Origin of the sequence: Prevotella sp. E9-3 (assembly GCF_022024015.1) — a bacterium.
Lineage (GTDB): Bacteria > Bacteroidota > Bacteroidia > Bacteroidales > Bacteroidaceae > Prevotella.
This window is the reverse complement of sequence record NZ_CP091786.1, coordinates 2,950,963-2,970,170: the sequence shown is the minus strand read 5'-3', so window position 1 is coordinate 2,970,170 and position 19,208 is coordinate 2,950,963. Positions and strand designations below refer to the sequence as shown.

Sequence of the window (19,208 nt, the reverse complement as noted above, 5' to 3'; positions counted from 1 at the left end):
TTTTGCAATTTTTTGGAGGAAGCAGGAAGTGATTCCTACATAAACCAACATTAATCTTAAAAAACAAAAAACATGAAAAAAAAGTTCTTTGCCCCTGTGGTGGCAATTTGTGCACTGACAGTAGTGTCATGTACACAGTCCGATGAATCGGAGATTGCACTGAGTGTTCAAACTGAACAAAATCCTTATGCTGAAGAATTCGCTAAACTGAATTCGAGCATTGATGATTTTAATGTTGCCTATTTTGAAGCCAATGGAGGCTTGGTGACACGTTCTAATCCTACATTTAATTTTAGTTCCGTGATGACCTCTGGTGCCATTGGTGCTGTAGTAGGAGCAAAAGAAGGTTCGTTGAGTGCTGGTATCAGCGCTGCCGGATTCTCTATTGTTGTTGGTTATATTCCTTCTTACCCTGGTATTAAGAGAGCAGCTCCAGTTACATCGGGAGTTTTGGAGAATACTGTTTTCCAGAATAGCAACGTGAGCGCTTCTACAGATAGCGTAGGTTTCTATCACAATGCAATTATGCTAGAAGCCAAGAAACAGCATCCTGATGTGATTGCCAACCCTGCTTTGTGTACCCAGAAATTCTTAACCGACGATCTCTTTGAGTGTGCTACACAGACTCAGATTGAGGACTTTGGTGATGTTGACGTTCTTGCACGTCTGCAATATGCTGTTACTCCCGTGCTTTCAAATACTTTCTCTATTGCTCAGTCGTCAAACTCTTCTGAACAGTTCCTGGCTCAGGTTATGAGTGCTTATCCTGAGAAGAGCGCTGAGTTTGCTTTGATTAAGCAGTTCATAGATAATCTGGATCTTGTAGAACTGTCAGCTTTGAATGCTCACGATTATGCACAACAGATTCTGAACCTGGTTAATGCTTCTGAACTTCCTCAGAACATTAAGGATGCTTTGATAGCAGGTATAGAAGTTAGCTTTGCCAGCTATGAGCTATGGAATTCTGGTGTTATGAGCGTAGAAGAATAAAGATACTTATACAACGCTAAGAATAGATAAATAATAAGACAGCTTTATTCGTCTAGTACCGGAAAACATAAAATGAGGATGCGTCATCAGACGCATCCTCATATTTGTTTTTTAGCGTTCAATTTCCGTATGCTAAAAAGATATAGGAAGTTTTACTGCTGAATTTAGAAGAGCGAGAGTGTGTAGAGATAGACAACGGCTGCAGGAATGGCGAGCAGTGACGAGTCGAAACGATCCAGCATACCACCATGTCCGGGCAGAATGTTTCCGCTGTCCTTGATGCCAAGAGTGCGCTTAAACAGGCTCTCTATCAGGTCGCCCCATGTGCCAAAGATAACAACAGTGAGTCCCAGGCCAGCCCATTCAAGAGCGTTGAGTCCTAAATCGTTCATACCATATTGATTGGTGAGATACCACACACCTACGGCAAATGCCATTACAAGGATGCCTCCACCAATACTTCCTTCCCATGATTTTCCCGGTGATACGCGTGGAAACAACTTGTGGCGTCCCAGCAGCGAACCGCAAAGATAGGCGCCCGAATCGTTAACCCATAGAAAAACGAATACTGCAAGCGGAGCCACAAACGTGTATTGAATGGCTGTTCCATTACTTTGGAAAGCCAAAACGTTGAGCAGAGAGAAGGGTAGGGCAACATACACCTGCGACATCATCGTGTAGGCCCAGTTGTTGATGGGATCTTCGGCCTTCAAGTAGAGTTCGGCCACCAACAGATAGATAATGCTCACCAGATAAGGGATGAACACGCTTGAAGGAGTAATACCGCTGTTATATCCAGCCATAGCTAGGAACAGGTAAACTCCGGCAACAGTACAGATGAAACGGTTGATGGTAGTCTTTGGACGGTCGTTTACCAGTCCTGCAAACTCCCAGATGGTCATACCTGTAACCAATGCAAAGAGCATTACCATTGCTCTGGGATTTAAGAAACCAACAACGATGGCGGCAACGAAGAAGATGCCTGTGATAGTTCTGACAATAAAGTTTTTCATACGGTTTCCTTTTCTGTCTCCGAAGAGGCTGTGTTAGATTCTGGTTTATTTTCATTGTCCTCTTCCTTAGTGGCTCCTTCGGGAGTGGGAAGAGCAGCATTCTTTTCATCGCGTTCCTTCAACATGCGCTCGGCATCAGCACGCATCTGGGCTTCCAACAGTTCTTCAGCACGACTGATCCAAGGGCGTTTTCCGAAAATCTTCTCAACATCCTCGGCAAATATCACCTCACGCTCTATGAGCAACTGTGCCAATTGAGCGTGTCCTTCAGCATGTTCAGTCAGAATCTTCTTGGCACGGTCGTACTGTTCGCTGATCATCTTGCGCACCTCTTCGTCAATCAGTTTTGCGGTGGTCTCTGAGTAAGGACGCTGGAACTGATACTCCATGTTGTTATAATAGCAGAGGTTGGGCAGCTGATCGCTCATACCAGCATAAGCCACCATGCCGTAAGCCTGTTTGGTAGTACGCTCCAAGTCGTTCATAGCTCCAGTAGAAATATGGCCGATGAACAATTCCTCAGCCGCACGTCCGCCCAGAAGAGAGCACATTTCGTCGAGCATGGCCTCCTTTGTTTGCAGTACGCGCTCTTCTGGCAGATACCATGCAGCGCCTAGAGCCTGTCCGCGGGGTACGATAGACACTTTCACCAATGGGTTTGCAAACTCTGTGAACCAAGAAATAGTGGCATGACCAGCTTCGTGAATAGCAATCGACTTCTTCTCGGCTTCCGTCATCACCTTTGTCTTCTTCTCCAATCCGCCAATGATACGGTCCACTGCATCCAGGAAATCTTGCTTCTTTACGGTAGGACTGTTGTGACGTGCTGCAATCAAGGCTGCTTCGTTACATACATTGGCAATGTCGGCACCAGAGAATCCAGGAGTCTGACGAGCCAGGAAGTCTATATCCACGCTCTCATCTATCTTGATAGGTTTCAGATGAACAGCAAAAACCTCTTTGCGCTCGTTCAAATCGGGAAGGTCAACATGAATCTGTCGATCGAAACGACCAGCACGCAGCAGGGCTGAGTCGAGCATGTCGGCACGGTTTGTAGCAGCGAGAATGATCACACCGCTGTTAGTGCCGAAGCCATCCATCTCTGTGAGCAGAGCGTTCAGTGTATTCTCACGCTCGTCGTTGCCACCCATAGCAGGATTCTTCGAACGGGCACGTCCTACGGCATCAATCTCGTCAATGAAAATGATGCAGGGCGATTTCTCCTTGGCTTGAGCAAAGAGGTCACGAACACGTGAAGCACCCACACCAACGAACATTTCTACGAAGTCTGAACCAGACATAGAGAAGAAAGGCACGCCTGCCTCACCGGCTACAGCTTTAGCCAGCAATGTCTTACCCGTTCCCGGAGGACCTACAAGCAGTGCACCCTTAGGAATTTTTCCACCCAGTTCAGTATATTTCTGTGGGTTTTTCAGGAATTCTACAATCTCCTGAATCTCCTGCTTTGCACCAGCCTGACCGGCCACATCCTTAAAGGTAATGCCCAGTTCGCCGCCCTTTTCGTACATTTTGGCGCGGCTCTTGCCTACATTGAAGATACCTCCAGCACCTCCAATTCCAGAGCCTCCGCTCATGAAACGCATCACCACCATCCATACAACGATGATGATGACAAAGGGAAATACGCTCCAGAACAGGTTACTGATGAAACTATTGCCATGATTAGCCTCAAAGCTTAGTTTGCCGGTAAACTTTTCTTCCGAACGTTTCTGTTCAACAAACGACTCAAGTTTCTCGAGCGATCCTATCTCAACTGTAACAAAAGGATCGTTACCTACCTGATCGGCCCCTTTCTTGAATACATCGCGGATATTCTCGGGCTTCACATACATTTTCACTGTTCCCTGCGACTTGTCAACTACAAGCCGTTTGGCATAGCCGCGATCCATGTAAGTTTGAAAGTCGGTGTACGATGCCTCGGAATTTGGCTGAGCCTGAATGCCGTCGTTGTCATTGTTGAACCAGAGGCCGAGAAGCATGGCAATAACTAGAAAGTAAATCCAGCTCATGTTGAACCGGGGCATATTCATTTTCGGCCTCTTGCCGTTAGAATTATTATTTTTATTGTTCCTTTCCATTATTTTCTGTGATGAAAAATTAATCCAAGTCGGGTATATACTCGATGGGGGCATCTTCCCAGAGATGTTCCAAGTCGTAATATTCGCGTACATCTGGCAAGAATACGTGTACCAGCACGTCTGTATAGTCCATTGCCACCCACTGTGCGTTTTCCAGTCCTACTACATGGGCGGGCTTTTCCTTCAGCTCTATACGCACCATGTCGGTCACCGAGTCGGTGATGGCTTCCACTTGAGTAGGCGAGTTGCCCTGACAAATAACGAAGTATCTACATATCGTGCCGTCAATACCGTTCAGGTCGGCTACTACGATGTTTGAACCTTTTTTCTCCTGTATTCCCTTGATAATTGTTTGAACTAAGTTCTTTGCTTGTTCCATTCAGTCTTATCTAAATTTTTTTTTGTTTATATATAAAATAGATATTATTTAAATATGGTGCAAAGATACGCAGATTTCTCGTAATTGCAGTTGAAAGAGCGTTTTTTTTGTGCATTTTAATAAAAAAGTGACGAAAAGTTTTGGAGGTTTACAAAAAAGTCGTACCTTTGCAACCGCAAAACGAAAAGAGTTCGTTTGAGTATTAAACATTGGGGTATGGTGTAATGGTAACACTGCAGATTCTGGTCCTGCCTTTCCTGGTTCGAGTCCGGGTACCCCAACAGAAGAGAGCTTCCGCTGAACGGAAGCTTTTTTTGTAGCAATAAAATATCTGTTTATAAACAAATCCCCATTTACGTAGTATTTACTAAGATGAAGCAAGTTAGACCCAAGAAGAATCTCGGTCAGCATTTCTTGACCGACCTGTCGATAGCTCGTCGTATAGCTGACACTGTTGATGCCTGTCCTGATATTCCTGTTTTGGAGGTTGGACCTGGTATGGGTGTAATGACGCAGTACTTAGTAGAGAAACCGCGTCCGTTGCGTGTGGTTGAAATAGACCGTGAGTCGGTGGATTATCTCAACAACACTTTGTTTAAGGATGTTCAGGAGAATAATCCTATTATTGAAGGCGATTTCCTCCGTATGGATCTTCGAACTTTGTTTGATGGTGGGCAGTTTGTGCTCACGGGCAATTATCCATACGACATCTCTTCCCAGATATTTTTCAAGATGCTTGACAATCGTGACCTTATTCCCTGTTGTACTGGAATGATTCAGCGTGAGGTCGCTCTTCGCATGGCATCCCAGCCAGGCAATAAGCAGTATGGCATTCTTTCCGTCTTGACTCAGGCGTGGTATAATGTTGAGTATCTGTTTACTGTCGAGCCAGGCGTCTTCAATCCGCCTCCCAAGGTTCAGAGTGCTGTGATTCGCATGATGCGCAACGATGTTCAGCATCTTGGTTGCGACGAGCAGTTGTTCAAAAGAGTAGTGAAAACCGTTTTCAATCAGCGCCGTAAGATGCTGCGTGTATCCTTACGCCAGTTGTTGCCAGCTGATTCCAAGTTGTTTACTACCCATCCCGACTTCCTTACACTTCGTCCCGAACAGCTAAGTATTCAGCAGTTTGTTGAACTCACCAATCTTGTTGACGAGCAGTTGTGTGCGACCACAATCTAACTGTGTTCGCACACAATTGATTGATTTTAGTCAATAATCAATGCTTTTTTTATGAAAAATGGATGGAATGTGATACAACGTTCCAAAAATCGCCGTATCTTTGCATCGTCAAAAGACAAAAATCTTCAATAGAGTAGAAGTTTAAGGTAAAATTGATTGCTGAAGGTATTAGCTCCAAAAAAGGTAACAGAGATTGTTAGGGAGAGCATAGAAAATAGAAATTACAAAACAAAGATTGTTAAACTGAAATTGAATTAAATTTTATCGTTAGTTAATAGGTTTAGTTAGGTAAAGATTGTTAGTAAAATCAGGACAACAGGTATTAGGACTGATAAGGTAAAAGGAAGATTGGATAAGGATAACAATGATGAAGCAGGGGCGTCGTGACGACGCGTACTGCAAGAAGGAGGGGGAAATAGTTGCATAGAAAACCCCTTACTTGGTTTGGTTTAGTTGTAAACAACAAAAGTTGAAAATAAGGTTTTTAGTTATTAATATCGTATGTGAATGCAGCTTGATGGAGTGGTTTTTCCCAAGCTGCAATTTTTTTTGTCTTATTTTCCAAACTGCTATTGATTGTACTTGTCTGAAAAAGAACCAAGCCGTCTATTCCCAGACTATAATTTTTTATTGGCCCATTTTCCTGAGAAGAGACGAATCAGGAAGATGATTCCGCGGAAAGTAAGGTCGATGGCCATTGCCGTCCACACACCGCGCAACCCGTAGCGAGGGGCCATCCAGGCAGCCAGCGTAAGGCGAACACCCCACATAGACGATAGGCTCATGATGGCAGGCACCAGTGTGTCGCCAGCTCCGATGAAGATACCGTTGCACACGATAGTGGCTGCAAACATCGGTTCTGCCCATGCCTCAATGCGCAGAGCCTGTGTACCTTCGGCAATAATGGCTTCTACAGGACTCATGATAGCCATCAGTTCGGGGGCAAACACATACATGAGTATGCCCATGAAGGTCATGACACTGATGCCCAATCCCACTGACATATAGGCAAACGAGCGTGTCAGCAGTCGTTGTCCTGCTCCTATGCCTTGTCCCACCAGCGTGGTGGCAGCTTCGGCGATGCCATAGCCCGGCATGTAGCAAAGGCTCTCTACGGTGATGGCAAACGAATTGGCGGCAATGGCAATATTGCCCAGTGGCGCAACAATCATCGTGCTCACTATCTGGGCACTGCCCATCAGCAAGTGTTGGAATCCCATGGGTGCACCAATCTTGAAGGCCGTCTGAACCGTTTTCTTCTTCGGGCTAAACATATTCCATTTCTGATGAGGCTTCTCTTCATTTTCGTTCTTGTGGAAAATGGCCAGTCCATTCGACCGCCATAGCAGGAACCATACCATCATGCAAGCCGTTATCAGAAAGGCAATTAGCGATCCGAGTGCAGCGCCCAGTACTCCTAGTCCGAATATAAAGATGAACATGAAGTTGAAGCATACGTCAAGAACGCACATCATGATGTTCAGCATGCTTGGAATCTTCATGTTGCCCGAACATTTCAGCATCGAACCAGCCAGCGATTCCAGTTGGAAGAAGGGTACAGAGACCCCGAACACGGCGAAATAGAGCGTGGCATCGTGAGCAATATCGGCTCCACCGCCCAGCCAGTAGGGTAGGAACGGACTGATACCTACGGCAGTCAGCATCAGCAGCATACTCCAGATGCCACAGCAGATGAGCGACTGTCGCAACACATTGCGCGCATTGTCGAAGTCGTTGGCACCTATATAGTGGGCCACCTGAACCGAGAATCCCATTGAGGTAGCACTTACCAGTCCGCCAAACAGCCATAGCGTACTCTCCACCAGTCCTATTGCCGCCGACTGTTGGGCACCCAGATGTCCCACCATCGAAGCATCGATGAAGAACATGATGGTGCTGGATATTTGAGCCAGAATACTTGGAATACTAAGTCTTACAATCAGGCGCAGCCTCTCGGCTTGTGTCATTTCCCGTCCTTCGCGTATGTAAGCTAATAAGTCTGTCTTTTCGCTATTTGCCATTCTGGGTGCAAAGTTAGGAAGATTTGCCGACAGTACCAATTTTTATGGGTGAAAGTGTGCTAATTCCATTATTTTTCGTACATTTGCACGCATACAATCAATTATCATCCTAATTATGAAACGAATAAACCTTTTTTTACTCCTTTCCCTGTTAGCCTTGAGCGCAATGGCTCAGACGGCCAGAAAGTTTACCGTCAATCTTACTTCCGATGGCGAGGCCACCCTCACGGCCTATCTTCCTGAACTGCCTTTAGGACGAGCCATTGTCGATTGCCCGGGCGGTGGCTATGCTTTTGTTTCGCTGGCCAATGAAGGTCACGATTGGGCCACCTATTTTAATAGTCAGGGCATAGCCTATTTCGTGCTGAAATATCGCATGCCGAATGGCAATCGTGAAATTCCCATGAGCGATGCCCGTCAGGCCATGCGCATGGTGCGCGATTCTGCTGAGGCGTGGGGCGTTAATCCTCGCGATGTGGGCATCATGGGCTTCTCGGCAGGCGGCCATCTGGCTTCTACCATCTCCAATCATACCGAATGGGCTGAACGTCCCAATTTCACCATACTGTTCTATCCCGTCATTTCCATGAACGAGCGTGAGACCCATGCCGGTTCTTGTAGGAACTTCTTAGGACCAGAAGGTCAGAAAGACGAGAGCCTGGTGAAGAAATTCTCCAATCAGAATGCCGTTCGCCGCCATCTCACCCCTCCTGCCATCATCCTCACCACCAGCGATGACCGTCTGGTGAATCCCGTTACCAATAGTATTGCCTACTATTCGGCTATGCGCCGTGCCGGCAACAACTGTGCTCTCTATGTCTATCCCACCGGTGGCCATGGCTTTGGCATCAATCCCAAGTTCAAGTATCACGACCAGATGCTCTCCGACCTTCGTCAGTGGCTCAGCAATCTGAAGGCACCCTCTTCCGATGCCGTGCGTGTGGCTTGCATCGGTAATAGCATCACCGACGGATCGGGCATTGATATGGCCGACCTCTTTGGCTATCCTGCCCATCTGCAGCATATTTTGGGAAGTGGCTATGATGTCCGCAACTTCGGCGTGGGAGGCCGTACCATGCTGCAGAAAGGTGACCATCCCTACATGAACGAGCAGGCATGGAAAGATGCTCAGGGCTTCCTTCAGACATCCGCTACTGCCACTGCCGAACGTCCCGATGTTGTCATCATCAAGTTGGGAACCAACGATTCCAAACCTCAGAACTGGCAGTATAAAGAAGAGTTCGAGACCGACCTTCAGACCATGATTGATGCCCTCAATCCCCTTCAGCCAGTGCTGAACAAGAAAGGCAAGCCCACCAAGAAGATGAAGCGTGCCGACAGTCCAAAGATCTATCTCTGCACCCCTATTCAGGCTGTAATAGACCGTTGGGGCATCAACGATAAGACCATTTCTGAAGAAGTGATTCCAGCCATTCACCGTGTGGCTGAGAAAAACGGACTCGGCGTTATCGACCTGCACGAGAAGTTCGAGGCCACTCAGGAAGGAATGATGCAGCGCGATGGCATCCATCCTACCGACAAAGGAGCCCGCCGCATGGCTGAGATCATAGCCGAAGAACTGCGTAATATAGTAAAATAAAGGATCATCAAGAGCGCTTACATTATGGAATCCAAGCCCATCACATTCGATACTGTCATCAGGACCACCGTAGGCATCCTCATCATTGTAGGAGTGGTCATGTTGCTCAATAGGCTCAGCTCTGTGCTGCTGCCCTTCTTCGCAGCATGGCTGTTGGCCTATCTGCTGTTTCCGTTGGTCAGGTTCTTCCAGTACACCTGTCGCTTGAAGTTCCGTATTCTCGGAATCATTTGCGCTCTGCTCACCACCACCCTTGTCCTCATAGGATTCTTTTGGCTGGTGGTTCCTCCCATTATCGATGAGGGTGAGCGCATCAAAGACGTGGTGGTGGCCTATTTCCAAGGCAACAGCACCCTGAACAGCATTCCGGGAAAGGTGCAAGACTATGTTCGCGATCATATCAGCGTAGAGCAGTTGCAGGCCATCGTCACACAGGAAGGTTTCATCGAGAGTGTGAAGGAGACCATGCCCAAGGTGTGGAGTGTCATAGCCCAGACATTCAACGTCTTCTCCAGTCTGCTGTCGCTCACTATGATACTCCTCTACACCTTCTTCATCCTTCTCGACTACGAGGAAATCTGCCGAGGCTGGGCCCATCTGCTGCCCCGTCGCTATCGTCGTTTTGCCATACAGTTGGCCAAGGATGTCGAGGATGGCATGAACAAGTATTTCCGCGGTCAGGGCCTCATTGCCTTCTGCGTGGGCGTGTTGTTCAGCATCGGGTTCCTCATCATCGATTTCCCGATGGCCATTCCCTTAGGCATGTTCATCGGTTTGCTGAACATGGTTCCCTATCTGCAGGTGTTGGGCATCGTTCCTACCGTCATCTTTGCTTTGGCCAAGAGTGCCGAGACGGGGCAGAACTTCTGGGTACTCATGCTGATGGCCCTTGCCGTGTTTGCCATTGTCCAGGTGATTCAGGACGCCTTCCTCACGCCCAAGATCATGGGGCGTGTCACAGGACTTAACGCTGCCATCATCCTGTTGTCGCTCTCCGTCTGGGGTTCCCTGTTGGGCATGCTGGGCATGATTATTGCCCTTCCGCTCACCACGCTCCTGCTCAGCTATTATCAGCGTTACGTGGTGAAGAAGTAACCAGACAGTCGGTCTATCTACTCCCTTCCCTCACAGGGAGGGGGGGAGAGCCTCTGAAATGGAGGCTTTTTTTATCCCTCTTTTCTCCTCTTTTTCCATCTTTTTCACTCTTGTTTTTCCCCCTTGTTTTTTCGAAAATCAAGACAAATAAAATTCTCAATCTAGAACGGGAAGACCTTGTTTTTCCCCCTCATTATATGTTCTAATCCTATAGCTTGAAGCGAAAAAACACCACTTTTTCCATTCTTTTCCTACTTTTTCATAGAAAAATGCCTATTTTGGCGCATTTTTTCTTGATAGTATGGAACTGTCTTTGCTGCTATGGTGAAGTAGCATTTATTTTTCACTGCAACTGAATGTCCGCTATACTGCAACTGAATGGTGGTTGCATTACAACTGAATGGTAGTTGCAATGTAATAGAATGGCAGTTGCAATGTAATAGAATGGTGGTTGTAGTATAGTAGAAGTACCATTGCTGCATAATAGAAATACTACAATAGGAGAATAATGAAAGATGTACAATATGTTGATATTCAGACAGTTCTAAAAATGACTAAAACCCTTCAAAACTCGCGTATTTCCGACCAACTTTCCGTTTGGTGAATTTGGCGCGAGTTTTGAGCCCGATAAGCAAGAAAAAAATCGATAAAAAGCGCAGCCGATTGGTGTCTTTTTCAGCAAATCGATAGTTCATGTGGGCTGCTTCATATAAAAACGAATGCAAATCGAAAATATCTTATACGAAAGTTGCCTGATTTGAAAACTTTTTTATAAATTTGCAACCATGAAAGTCGAAAGAACTATATCAGCGTACAAGAACTACTTCAGGGATTTCATCAGTTCACTGACTGAAGCCGAAGCTCGGAAAGTGTTCTACGTTATTGACATGCTGAAGACACAGGAACGAGTCAATGCCAAGTTCGTCAAATACCTGCGCGACGAGATTTTCGAGCTGAGGGCAGAACATGGCGGCAACATCTTCCGGGTGTTTTTCATTTTCGACGATGGCAATGTGGTGATGCTTTTCAATGGATTTCAGAAGAAGTCGCAAAAGACACCGCAGAACGAGATAAACAAGGCAATACAATTAAAAAAGGAATATTATGCAGCAAAGAGATGACATAATGAGCGTTGACGCCATGATGGACGAACGCTATGGAAAGGTGGGAACACCAGAGCGCGAGGCATTCCGCAAGGAGGCTTACGCCTATTGTGTCGGCCAGATTATCAGCGATGCACGGAAGCGCGAGAAGGTCACCCAGCAGGAACTGGCTCAGCGTGTGGGAACCAACAAGTCATATATCTCTCGCATTGAGAACGGCAGCGTGGAGCCAGGTGCAGGTATGTTCCTCAGAATCCTCAGTGCGCTCGGTTTGCGTTTCGAGGTATTGCAGCCTATGGCAATCGGCTGAGAATGATTTGATTTAAAGTTTAACGAAATATTGTACGCCAATGGACAGATAAAAGTACAAACGACATAAAGGAATAGCGTCCACTTACCATCTTGTTTTCCGAAATCGGCAAAATTGAAGAAAGCTACAAGAGTAAAGAGGATGCTCACGTTCGCGTGGGCACATTACTCGTTCAAAGTAGCTTGGGTCATTTGCCGATACCCGGAAAACGTAGACGAAGTGATTGTCCACGTTTCTCTTTTCCCAAATATAGAATAACAATTTAAAATAAATAAGCTTATGAAGTTAAAGCTATTTCAATTTCCACTATTCATCCTAAGTATAATAGCTGTCGTTTCTTGTGGCTCAGATGATGACATAACAGGGGGAGACAACCACAATAATGGTCAAGAGGATATTGCCATATCAAGGTTTTCATTATCAAGAAAATCTGCGATTATTGCAACAGGTGATACAATACATCTTTCGTGTGTGATAACACCTGCAAATGCCACAAACAAAAAAACAATTTGGTTATCACAAGATCCTTCAATTGCGATTGTTTCGTCTGAAGGAATCGTTACAGCTTTGGCAGAAGGTGACTGTGAAATTTCTGTGAAAGTGGAAAGTTATCCTTGGACAGAGAAATGTAAATTACATGTTATAAATCCTGATATATATAAAGCAGTAGATTTAGGATTACCATCAAGAACAAAATGGGGGAGTGTAAATGCTGGATATAATTTAGCTTGGGCTGAGACTGTCTACAAAGATGTATATTATTGGGGATGGTATAAATGGTGTAGTGAGAATATTGGAGATTATAGTATTATTAAATATTGCTCTGAGGACCAACTTAAAGAACTGAAAAACGAAGATGATATAGCTTATATAAATGGAGCACATAAATGGAGGACTCCAACAAAAGAAGAATTCCAAGAATTGATTGATAATTGTACATGGACATACGAAGATCTTTCGTATTATAGTTATTATTGGAATAAACAAGTTGTTGACGGACGATATAAAGTCACTGGCCCCAATGGTAATTGCATTTTCTTTGATTTTGACGGAGAAAGGTATAGTAACTATACGACAAGGCAAGGAGAAATCGGCGTTTATTGGTCCCGTAACATTGCAAATGAAGAACTTGTAAACAACAGCGCTCCAGGTGATGATCCTTATAAGTATGCATGCGTATTGGTTGTAAGTAAAAACTATTACAATATTGAGCCATGGGCAAGATTTTATGGTATTCCAACAAGACCAGTACGAATAGAGGAGAAGTGATGATAGGAATAAACGAAATTCTTATTAGATAGTTTTTGAATACTTTGTGTAATGGAGGAAATAACCGTCTATATTATAGAATCTCTCCATGAGGGTGATTTGCATACTGGTGAGAATCTTCATGACTATCTTCGCCAAAAGGGTGTTGATTATCACGATTATTGTTTTGTGTCTAAATATTTGTCATTATTTGACAAAGAATCTTTTCTTATGGCTCTGCAAGTTATAGCTGAGAATGTTGAGAAATATAATGAAATACCAATTCTACAAATTGAATGTCATGGTGACAGGGAATACCTTCTGCTATCATCTAATGAACATGTAGAATGGGTAGAACTTTTCGATTCTATACGTGTAATAAATGAGAAGTCCAGAAATCGTCTTCTTCTCAACTTGTCTATGTGTAATGGCGAGGCTGTCATAACTGAGATTGATCCCAAGGAAAGAGCCCCTTTTAGAGCCGTAATAGGACCTGAAGGAGAAGCAAAGGCAATTGATTTACAAAATGCGTGGATAAAACTCTATAGCAACTATTATAGTGCTTTGAAAAAAAATGAAGACTTTTATTTATGGAAAATAGCTTCTTCTTGTGGTTTGTTATATTTTAATCAAGAGTTTATTTTCGATGCTCATTTTGACACCCCGAATTTATTTCCAGGAATATTTAAGCGTTGGATATACCAAGAATTAGCCGAATGGTACAGGAAAGAAGGCCCATTAATGCTTGATGTGGATATGTATATTAAATGGAAGGAAAAGGAATTAAGAAAAGTATTTGATAGTTATAGACCATATTACTGTTTTGAAGATACTATTAATATGGAATTGCAGCAAAATGTTTAGGCAAATTTATGAGTTTAAAATTATGGGTCCATAAGAAACAGTTGAAGCAACATTTTCATAAGAATGGTCTATTATCGTAAAACGACACCGCAGTTTGTCGAGGAAGCACAGCGGGTGCATGGGGAAAAATTCGACTATTCGGAAGTCGAGTACGCCAACACCCACACGCCAGTAAGGATTAAGTGCCGACAATGCGGTGTCGTTTTCATGCAGGAGCCTGCAAGCCACCTTGCGGGATGCGGCTGTCCCAAGTGCAGCAAGAAGAAGACTGACAGGAAGATGGGTCAGGAGGCTTTTATTGCAAGAGCAAGGAATGTGCATGGCGACAAGTATGACTACAGTAAGACGGTTTATCAGGACATGCGTTCCAAAATACTGATAGTCTGTCCTCGCCACGGTGAGTTTTGGCAGCGTGCACAGTCGCAAATCTTAGGAAACGGTTGTCCTGAGTGCAAACATGAAAAACATATTGAACGGTTCAAACGCATGATGGAAAGTCTGAAAGAAAAGGAAAGGGACGTTTGGAAGTGGCGCAATTGTCGAAAATTGAAAAATACCCATAAAATAGGTAGTAAACAGACGAAGTGAAAGTGGCTGTAAAGATAATGTTTGGAGAGAGGCCTCTGTAATGTTTGCAGCAGAGCGAGAGTCTAAACTGAATGTTGGGAAAAGGACGTTATTGTAAAACGTTTAACAATTAATGGTAGGATAGGCGAATCTGGCTATTCCTTCAAAAACAAGACATGGATTAGGGTGACTTTCAGACTGCAAATGAGAGAGGGATGGGTTTGATGGGTTTGGTGGGTTTGGTGGGTTTAATGGGTTTATTGGGTTTGATGGGTTTAATGGGTTTGGTGGGGTTAATGGGTTTGTTGGGCTTGGTGGGTTTGATGGGTTTAATTTGATGATTTAATGGGCTTGGCGTGGGAGGAATGGCGTTTCTTTTCATAAATTCTCTTAATATTGTTGGGTTCGTATGGTAATGAGTGGGGCTTTTAGTAAATTTGCATGGCAAAAGGTGGGATATATCTCAATGGCATGATTATGCCACAAGATATAGACTGTGAGTAATCAACTAAATTAAGCAACTATTTAATACCTATGGATGAAAATAAGGAGTTTTTGAGGCAAGATAATAACTACCGTACGTTGAAGGCTTTTCAGAAAGCGGAATGTATCTTTGATGTGACTTATTATTTTGCTAAGACTTTTCTGTCTATTGGTGATCGTACGATTGATCAGATGATTCAGGCAGCACGCTCGGGTAAGCAAAATCTGGCTGAGGGTAATATTGACGGTATTACTTCGCGTGAGATGGAAATGAAACTGACGAACGTGAATCGTGCATCGCTTCATGAGCTATTGTTGGACTATGAGGATTATTTGCGTACGCGAGGTCTGGAGAAATGGGATTTTAATGATCCAAGGTGTGTGAAAACGCGCACTTTCTGTAAGACTCATCTTGATTCTGCCATTTATCGTGAGAAGATTAAGGAGCGTTCCGACGAGACGATTGCGAATATTGCCATTACGCTGATTCATCAGTGTGATGTGCTTATTCGTGGACTCATTGAATGGCAAAAGCGTGACTTTATTGAGAACGGCGGAATAAAAGAGGAAATGTATCGCGCCCGAAAGGAGTGGCAGAAGAAGAATGGGTTTAATGGGCGATGATGGGTTTTGATGGGTTTAATGGGCGATGATGGGTTTTGATGGGGGTAATGGGCGATGATGGGGCTAATGGGTTTAATGGGTTTGATGGGCGTTTTAGGCTCCTGCCCATTAGACCCATTCAGCCCATTATACCTATTCAGATTATTCTGCCCATTAGACCCATTCTGCCCATTAAACCTATTAAAGAAAACTATTCCTTGCCAATCATGTTGTTGACGGCATCGGCAGCATCCTCGTTGAGGTTGATGTTGCGTGTGGTCTTGGCCTCGAAGGTGCCGGCACGCATGATGTCTGCCATATCAACACCTGTAGCTGACTTCAATACATCGAAGGCCTGCTTGATGGCTACGGGAACACCGCCGCTCATTGAGGCGACACCGGCGCCAGTGTCCTGACCACCGCTGTAAACATGAACGTCCTTGATGCTGGCGATGGGTTTGGCCACATTTTCTACTACCTGTGGCAGTACCTCGATCATCATCTGCATCACGGCAGCATTGTTATACTTCTTGTAGGCCTCAGCCTTCTTGTCCATGGCCAGAGCCTCGGCTTCACCTTTCTTCTGAATAGCATAAGCCTCGGCCTCACCCTTGGCCTTGATACCGGCAGCCTCTTGCTCTAAGCGATAACGGGTGGCGTCAGACTCGGCGTTCTGGGCAAGGGCACGCTGTTCGGCCTCGTACTTCTGAGCCTCGGCCACGCGCTTACGCTGCTCCAGGTCGGCGGCAGCATCGCGCTCTACCTTATACTTATCGGCATCGGCCTTCTTCTCAATCTCGGCAGCCAGTTGGTTCTGCTTAATCTCAATCTGTTCGCGAGAGAGGATCTGTTCGCGTTTGGTCTTCTCAATCTCGGCCTCAACGGTCTTGATGTTGATGGTCTTCTGCTGTTCCTGTTGCTGGATAGCGTAGGCAGCATCGGCATCGGCCTGAGCGGTGTCGGCCTGCTGTTTGAGGGCTGCACGCTTCAGGGCCAGTTCGTTGTTCTTGATGGCGATAGCGGTATCGGCATCAACACGGGCATCGTTTGACTCCTTGTCGGCCTTAGACACCTCAATCTTCACGTCGCGCTCGGCAACGGCACGGTTGATGGCAGCGTCTTTCTTGATCTTGGCAGTGTTGTCGGCACCCAGGTCTTTGATAAGTCCCTCACGGTCGGTCACGTTCTGGATGTTGCACGAGATAATCTCGATACCCAGTTTGGCCATATCGGGCTGGGCCTTCTGCATCACCTGGTCGGAGAATCCGTCGCGGTCGGTGTTCAGTGAACGGAGGTCGAGTGTACCGATAATCTCACGCATGTTACCCTGGAGAGAGTCCTGCAACTGGGCAGCAATCTCGATAGGTGTCATGTTCAGGAAGTTCTTGGCAGCCAGTCGGGTGCCATCGTTGTTGGGAGTGACACGAATTTTGGCCACGGCATCTACATCAACGTTGATGAAGTCGTTGGTGGGCACACTCTCTTCGGTCTTGATATCGACAGTGATCTGTCCCAGATAGACGCGGTCCATACGCTCGAAGAAAGGAATCTTGAAGCCACCCGAGCCAATCAGTACACGAGGCTCTTTGCTAAGACCCGAGATGATGAAGGCAAATGAGGGGGGAGCCTTCACATAGGAAATGAAAATGAAAACGACAAGCAAAAGTATGCCTGCTCCAATCCAAAGATAAAGGGGATCTAATTCCATAGCAATTATTGTTTTAAATGGTTAATAATGTATTCTCAAAGTTATGTTTTATTGTTACAAAATTCGGAAAAAACTATTAAACGGCCAAGTAATTCAGCAATATTAACTATAAAATTTGGTGGTTCGATGGCTTCTTTGTAACTTTGTGCGCCAAAAGATAATATAATTAAGGTGTACTTGAAGATGAAGAAACTCATGATAGCAATGCTGATGGCGGTTGGCGTGGCCTTCACCCAACAGGCATGGGCACAGGAAGATTCGACGGCTGTGGCTGACGAGTCGATAGAAACGCTGATAGGCCAGGAGGATATGGCAGCGCTTCAGGATATGTCGATAGGCAACGACGGTTTCCACATGCAACTGAAAACGAAGTTTGTTGAGGGCTCGGTGGGCTTTATGTCGCTGGTGGCCTTTGCGCTGATTCTGGGCCTGGCCCTCTGCATAGAGCGCATCATCTATCTGACGCTGTCGGAGATTAACGCCAAGAAACTGCTGACCGATATTGAGCAGAAGGTGGAAAACAACGATGTGGAAGGCGCGAAGAGCCTGTGCCGGGAAACACGCGGACCGGTGGCCAGTATCTGTTATCAGGGCTTGATGCACATGGACGAGGAGATGGATGTGGTGGAACGCTCCATCGTGAGCTACGGTTCGGTGCAGTCGGCCAAACTGGAGAAAGGCTGTTCGTGGATCACACTGTTCATAGCCATTGCCCCCTCGTTGGGCTTCCTTGGCACAGTGATAGGTATGGTGATGGCCTTCGACCAGATTCAGGAGGCAGGCGATATCAGTCCGACCATTGTGGCCGAAGGCATGAAAGTGGCCTTAATCACCACCATCTTCGGTATTATTGTGGCCTTGATTCTGCAGGTGTTCTATAACTATATACTTTCAAAAATTGAACACCTGACATCACAGATGGAGGAGTCGGCTATTACGCTGCTCGACATCATCATGAAACATAAACTTAATAAGGTATGAGTTTCTATGAGTCGCCTGTGTTTGTAGAACTGTTGTTGGACAGTATCTACATTCTGTTAGCAATGGCTGTGATGCTGACGGGATGGTCGGCCGTGCGCTCTGTCCGCATGCGCAAAGGACAGCATGAGGGCGGTGGCGTACCGGTGCGTGGCATAGCCTGGGGCGTTTTTGCGCTGCTGGTGCTGACGCTTGGCGCAACGGCTCTGTTGGCCGATGTGTCGCCCATGACCATCAACGGACATCTGTACGATAACACCACATGGCTGAGAGTGAGTGACATGCTGATTAATACATCGGCTGTGCTGATGCTGGTGGCCATTATCTGTCTGATAGTGGGCTATACCGGTGTGGTTCGCAAGTATATGAAATAAGTCAAAAAGTTTTTTCTGTTCGCTATGTTCTCACGTCCCAAAAGAAGAGTTCCCGGGTTGAACACCACCTCAACAGCAGACATATCGTTTATGCTGCTCATCTTCTTTTTGGTGACCTCGTCAATGGATTCGGACAAAGGACTGGCGCGCCAGTTGCCTCCTCCGCAGAACGAACAGGTGGAACAAGAACTGAAGGTGAAGGAACGAAATGTGCTGAAAATAACACTCACGGCCGGGGATAGTCTGTTGTGCAATGAAGAAGCCATTACCCCTGAAGCTTTGACCCAGCGCATTGCCGAGTTTGTGGCCAATAAGAACAACGACCCGCAACTGCCCGAGAAGAGCACACGCGAGTTGAACTATTTTGGCCGGTGTGAGGTGAGCGACCGCCACGTACTGTTGTTGGAAGTGGATAGAGAGGCAACCTACAACGCCTATTTCCAGATGCAGGATGCCATAGCACGTGCATACAACCAATTGCGTAACGAACTGGCACAGCAGAAGTTTCACCGCCCCTATTCGCAATGCTCGCCCGACCAGTGTGCTGCCATTGCGATGGTCTATCCACAGCGAATCAGTGAGGTTTGAGAA

At 45.8% G+C, this 19,208-nt stretch carries 18 protein-coding genes and 1 tRNA gene; 14 read left to right on the top strand and 5 right to left on the bottom strand.

All coding sequences use genetic code 11. From position 1 onward, the window contains the following. Positions 1-72 precede the first annotated feature (72 nt). Complete coding sequence (locus L6475_RS11640; protein ID WP_237820222.1) at positions 73-990, top strand: hypothetical protein; 918 nt, start codon at positions 73-75, stop codon at positions 988-990. A gap of 164 nt (positions 991-1,154) precedes the next feature. Here the strand turns inward: L6475_RS11640 and L6475_RS11635 are convergent, their stop codons facing one another. Genes L6475_RS11635 through rsfS form a run of 3 tightly spaced genes read right to left on the bottom strand, consistent with a single transcriptional unit; the run spans position 1,155 to position 4,481 of the window. After that, the gene (locus L6475_RS11635) at positions 1,155-2,003 is read right to left on the bottom strand and encodes a phosphatidate cytidylyltransferase (protein WP_237820220.1); all 849 of its coding nucleotides are present in this window, start codon (positions 2,001-2,003) and stop codon (positions 1,155-1,157) included. Then, on the bottom strand, positions 2,000-4,102 hold the full coding sequence (ftsH, locus tag L6475_RS11630; RefSeq protein WP_237820218.1) for an ATP-dependent zinc metalloprotease FtsH: 2,103 nt from the start codon (positions 4,100-4,102) through the stop codon (positions 2,000-2,002). Before ftsH ends, L6475_RS11635 begins: the two co-directional genes overlap by 4 nt. Positions 4,103-4,121: 19 nt before the next feature. Beyond that, positions 4,122-4,481: a ribosome silencing factor gene (gene rsfS, locus L6475_RS11625; protein WP_237820215.1), complete on the bottom strand. Its 360-nt coding sequence runs from the start codon at positions 4,479-4,481 to the stop codon at positions 4,122-4,124. A gap of 210 nt (positions 4,482-4,691) precedes the next feature. Here rsfS and L6475_RS11620 point away from each other — a divergent pair. Further along, positions 4,692-4,762: transfer RNA gene (locus tag L6475_RS11620), tRNA-Gln, on the top strand. Between the two features lie 91 nt (positions 4,763-4,853). After that, positions 4,854-5,663, top strand: coding sequence for a 16S rRNA (adenine(1518)-N(6)/adenine(1519)-N(6))-dimethyltransferase RsmA (gene rsmA, locus L6475_RS11615; RefSeq protein ID WP_237820214.1), 810 nt, complete (start codon positions 4,854-4,856; stop codon positions 5,661-5,663). Positions 5,664-6,280: 617 nt separating this feature from the next. Here the strand turns inward: rsmA and L6475_RS11610 are convergent. Next, the gene (locus tag L6475_RS11610; protein ID WP_237820213.1) at positions 6,281-7,684 is read right to left on the bottom strand and encodes an MATE family efflux transporter; all 1,404 of its coding nucleotides are present in this window, start codon (positions 7,682-7,684) and stop codon (positions 6,281-6,283) included. A gap of 115 nt (positions 7,685-7,799) precedes the next feature. On the opposite strand from L6475_RS11610, the gene axeA1 reads away from it, so the two are divergent. From axeA1 to L6475_RS11570, 8 genes are all read left to right on the top strand, one after another. Beyond that, complete coding sequence (axeA1, locus tag L6475_RS11605) at positions 7,800-9,284, top strand: acetylxylan esterase AxeA1 (protein ID WP_237820212.1); 1,485 nt, start codon at positions 7,800-7,802, stop codon at positions 9,282-9,284. A gap of 24 nt (positions 9,285-9,308) precedes the next feature. After that, entirely contained in the window at positions 9,309-10,379 is a 1,071-nt protein-coding gene (locus tag L6475_RS11600; protein WP_237820211.1) for an AI-2E family transporter, read from the top strand. A gap of 785 nt (positions 10,380-11,164) precedes the next feature. Then, positions 11,165-11,500 (top strand): type II toxin-antitoxin system RelE/ParE family toxin, encoded by a 336-nt coding sequence (locus tag L6475_RS11595; RefSeq protein ID WP_237820210.1) that lies wholly within the window; start codon positions 11,165-11,167, stop codon positions 11,498-11,500. Next, positions 11,484-11,792, top strand: a complete 309-nt coding sequence (locus L6475_RS11590; protein ID WP_237820209.1) for a helix-turn-helix transcriptional regulator — start codon at positions 11,484-11,486, stop codon at positions 11,790-11,792. Before L6475_RS11595 ends, L6475_RS11590 begins: the two co-directional genes overlap by 17 nt. Before the next feature lie 279 nt (positions 11,793-12,071). Further along, complete coding sequence (locus L6475_RS11585) at positions 12,072-13,061, top strand: Ig-like domain-containing protein (protein ID WP_237820208.1); 990 nt, start codon at positions 12,072-12,074, stop codon at positions 13,059-13,061. A 51-nt stretch (positions 13,062-13,112) separates the two neighbouring features. Continuing rightward, positions 13,113-13,904 carry a hypothetical protein gene (locus tag L6475_RS11580; RefSeq protein ID WP_237820207.1) on the top strand — a complete coding sequence of 264 codons (792 nt, stop codon included), beginning with the start codon at positions 13,113-13,115 and terminating at the stop codon, positions 13,902-13,904. A 63-nt stretch (positions 13,905-13,967) separates the two neighbouring features. Then, positions 13,968-14,492 (top strand): endonuclease Q family protein, encoded by a 525-nt coding sequence (locus L6475_RS11575; protein ID WP_237820206.1) that lies wholly within the window; start codon positions 13,968-13,970, stop codon positions 14,490-14,492. A 513-nt stretch (positions 14,493-15,005) separates the two neighbouring features. Continuing rightward, positions 15,006-15,578: a four helix bundle suffix domain-containing protein gene (locus tag L6475_RS11570; protein ID WP_237820205.1), complete on the top strand. Its 573-nt coding sequence runs from the start codon at positions 15,006-15,008 to the stop codon at positions 15,576-15,578. A 190-nt stretch (positions 15,579-15,768) separates the two neighbouring features. Here the strand turns inward: L6475_RS11570 and L6475_RS11565 are convergent, their stop codons facing one another. Further along, a complete protein-coding gene (locus L6475_RS11565; RefSeq protein WP_237820203.1) occupies positions 15,769-17,265 on the bottom strand; it encodes a flotillin family protein in 1,497 nt (498 codons plus the stop codon). 183 nt (positions 17,266-17,448) lie between these two features. Here L6475_RS11565 and L6475_RS11560 point away from each other — a divergent pair, with 183 nt between their 5' ends. The 3 genes from L6475_RS11560 to L6475_RS11550 are packed head-to-tail and all read left to right on the top strand — an operon-like array spanning position 17,449 to position 19,205. Beyond that, positions 17,449-18,246, top strand: coding sequence for a MotA/TolQ/ExbB proton channel family protein (locus L6475_RS11560; protein ID WP_237820201.1), 798 nt, complete (start codon positions 17,449-17,451; stop codon positions 18,244-18,246). Next, a complete protein-coding gene (locus tag L6475_RS11555; RefSeq protein ID WP_237820200.1) occupies positions 18,243-18,617 on the top strand; it encodes a hypothetical protein in 375 nt (124 codons plus the stop codon). Before L6475_RS11560 ends, L6475_RS11555 begins: the two co-directional genes overlap by 4 nt. Positions 18,618-18,641: 24 nt before the next feature. Next, on the top strand, positions 18,642-19,205 hold the full coding sequence (locus tag L6475_RS11550; RefSeq protein WP_237820198.1) for a biopolymer transporter ExbD: 564 nt from the start codon (positions 18,642-18,644) through the stop codon (positions 19,203-19,205). The last annotated feature ends 3 nt before the right edge of the window (positions 19,206-19,208 follow it).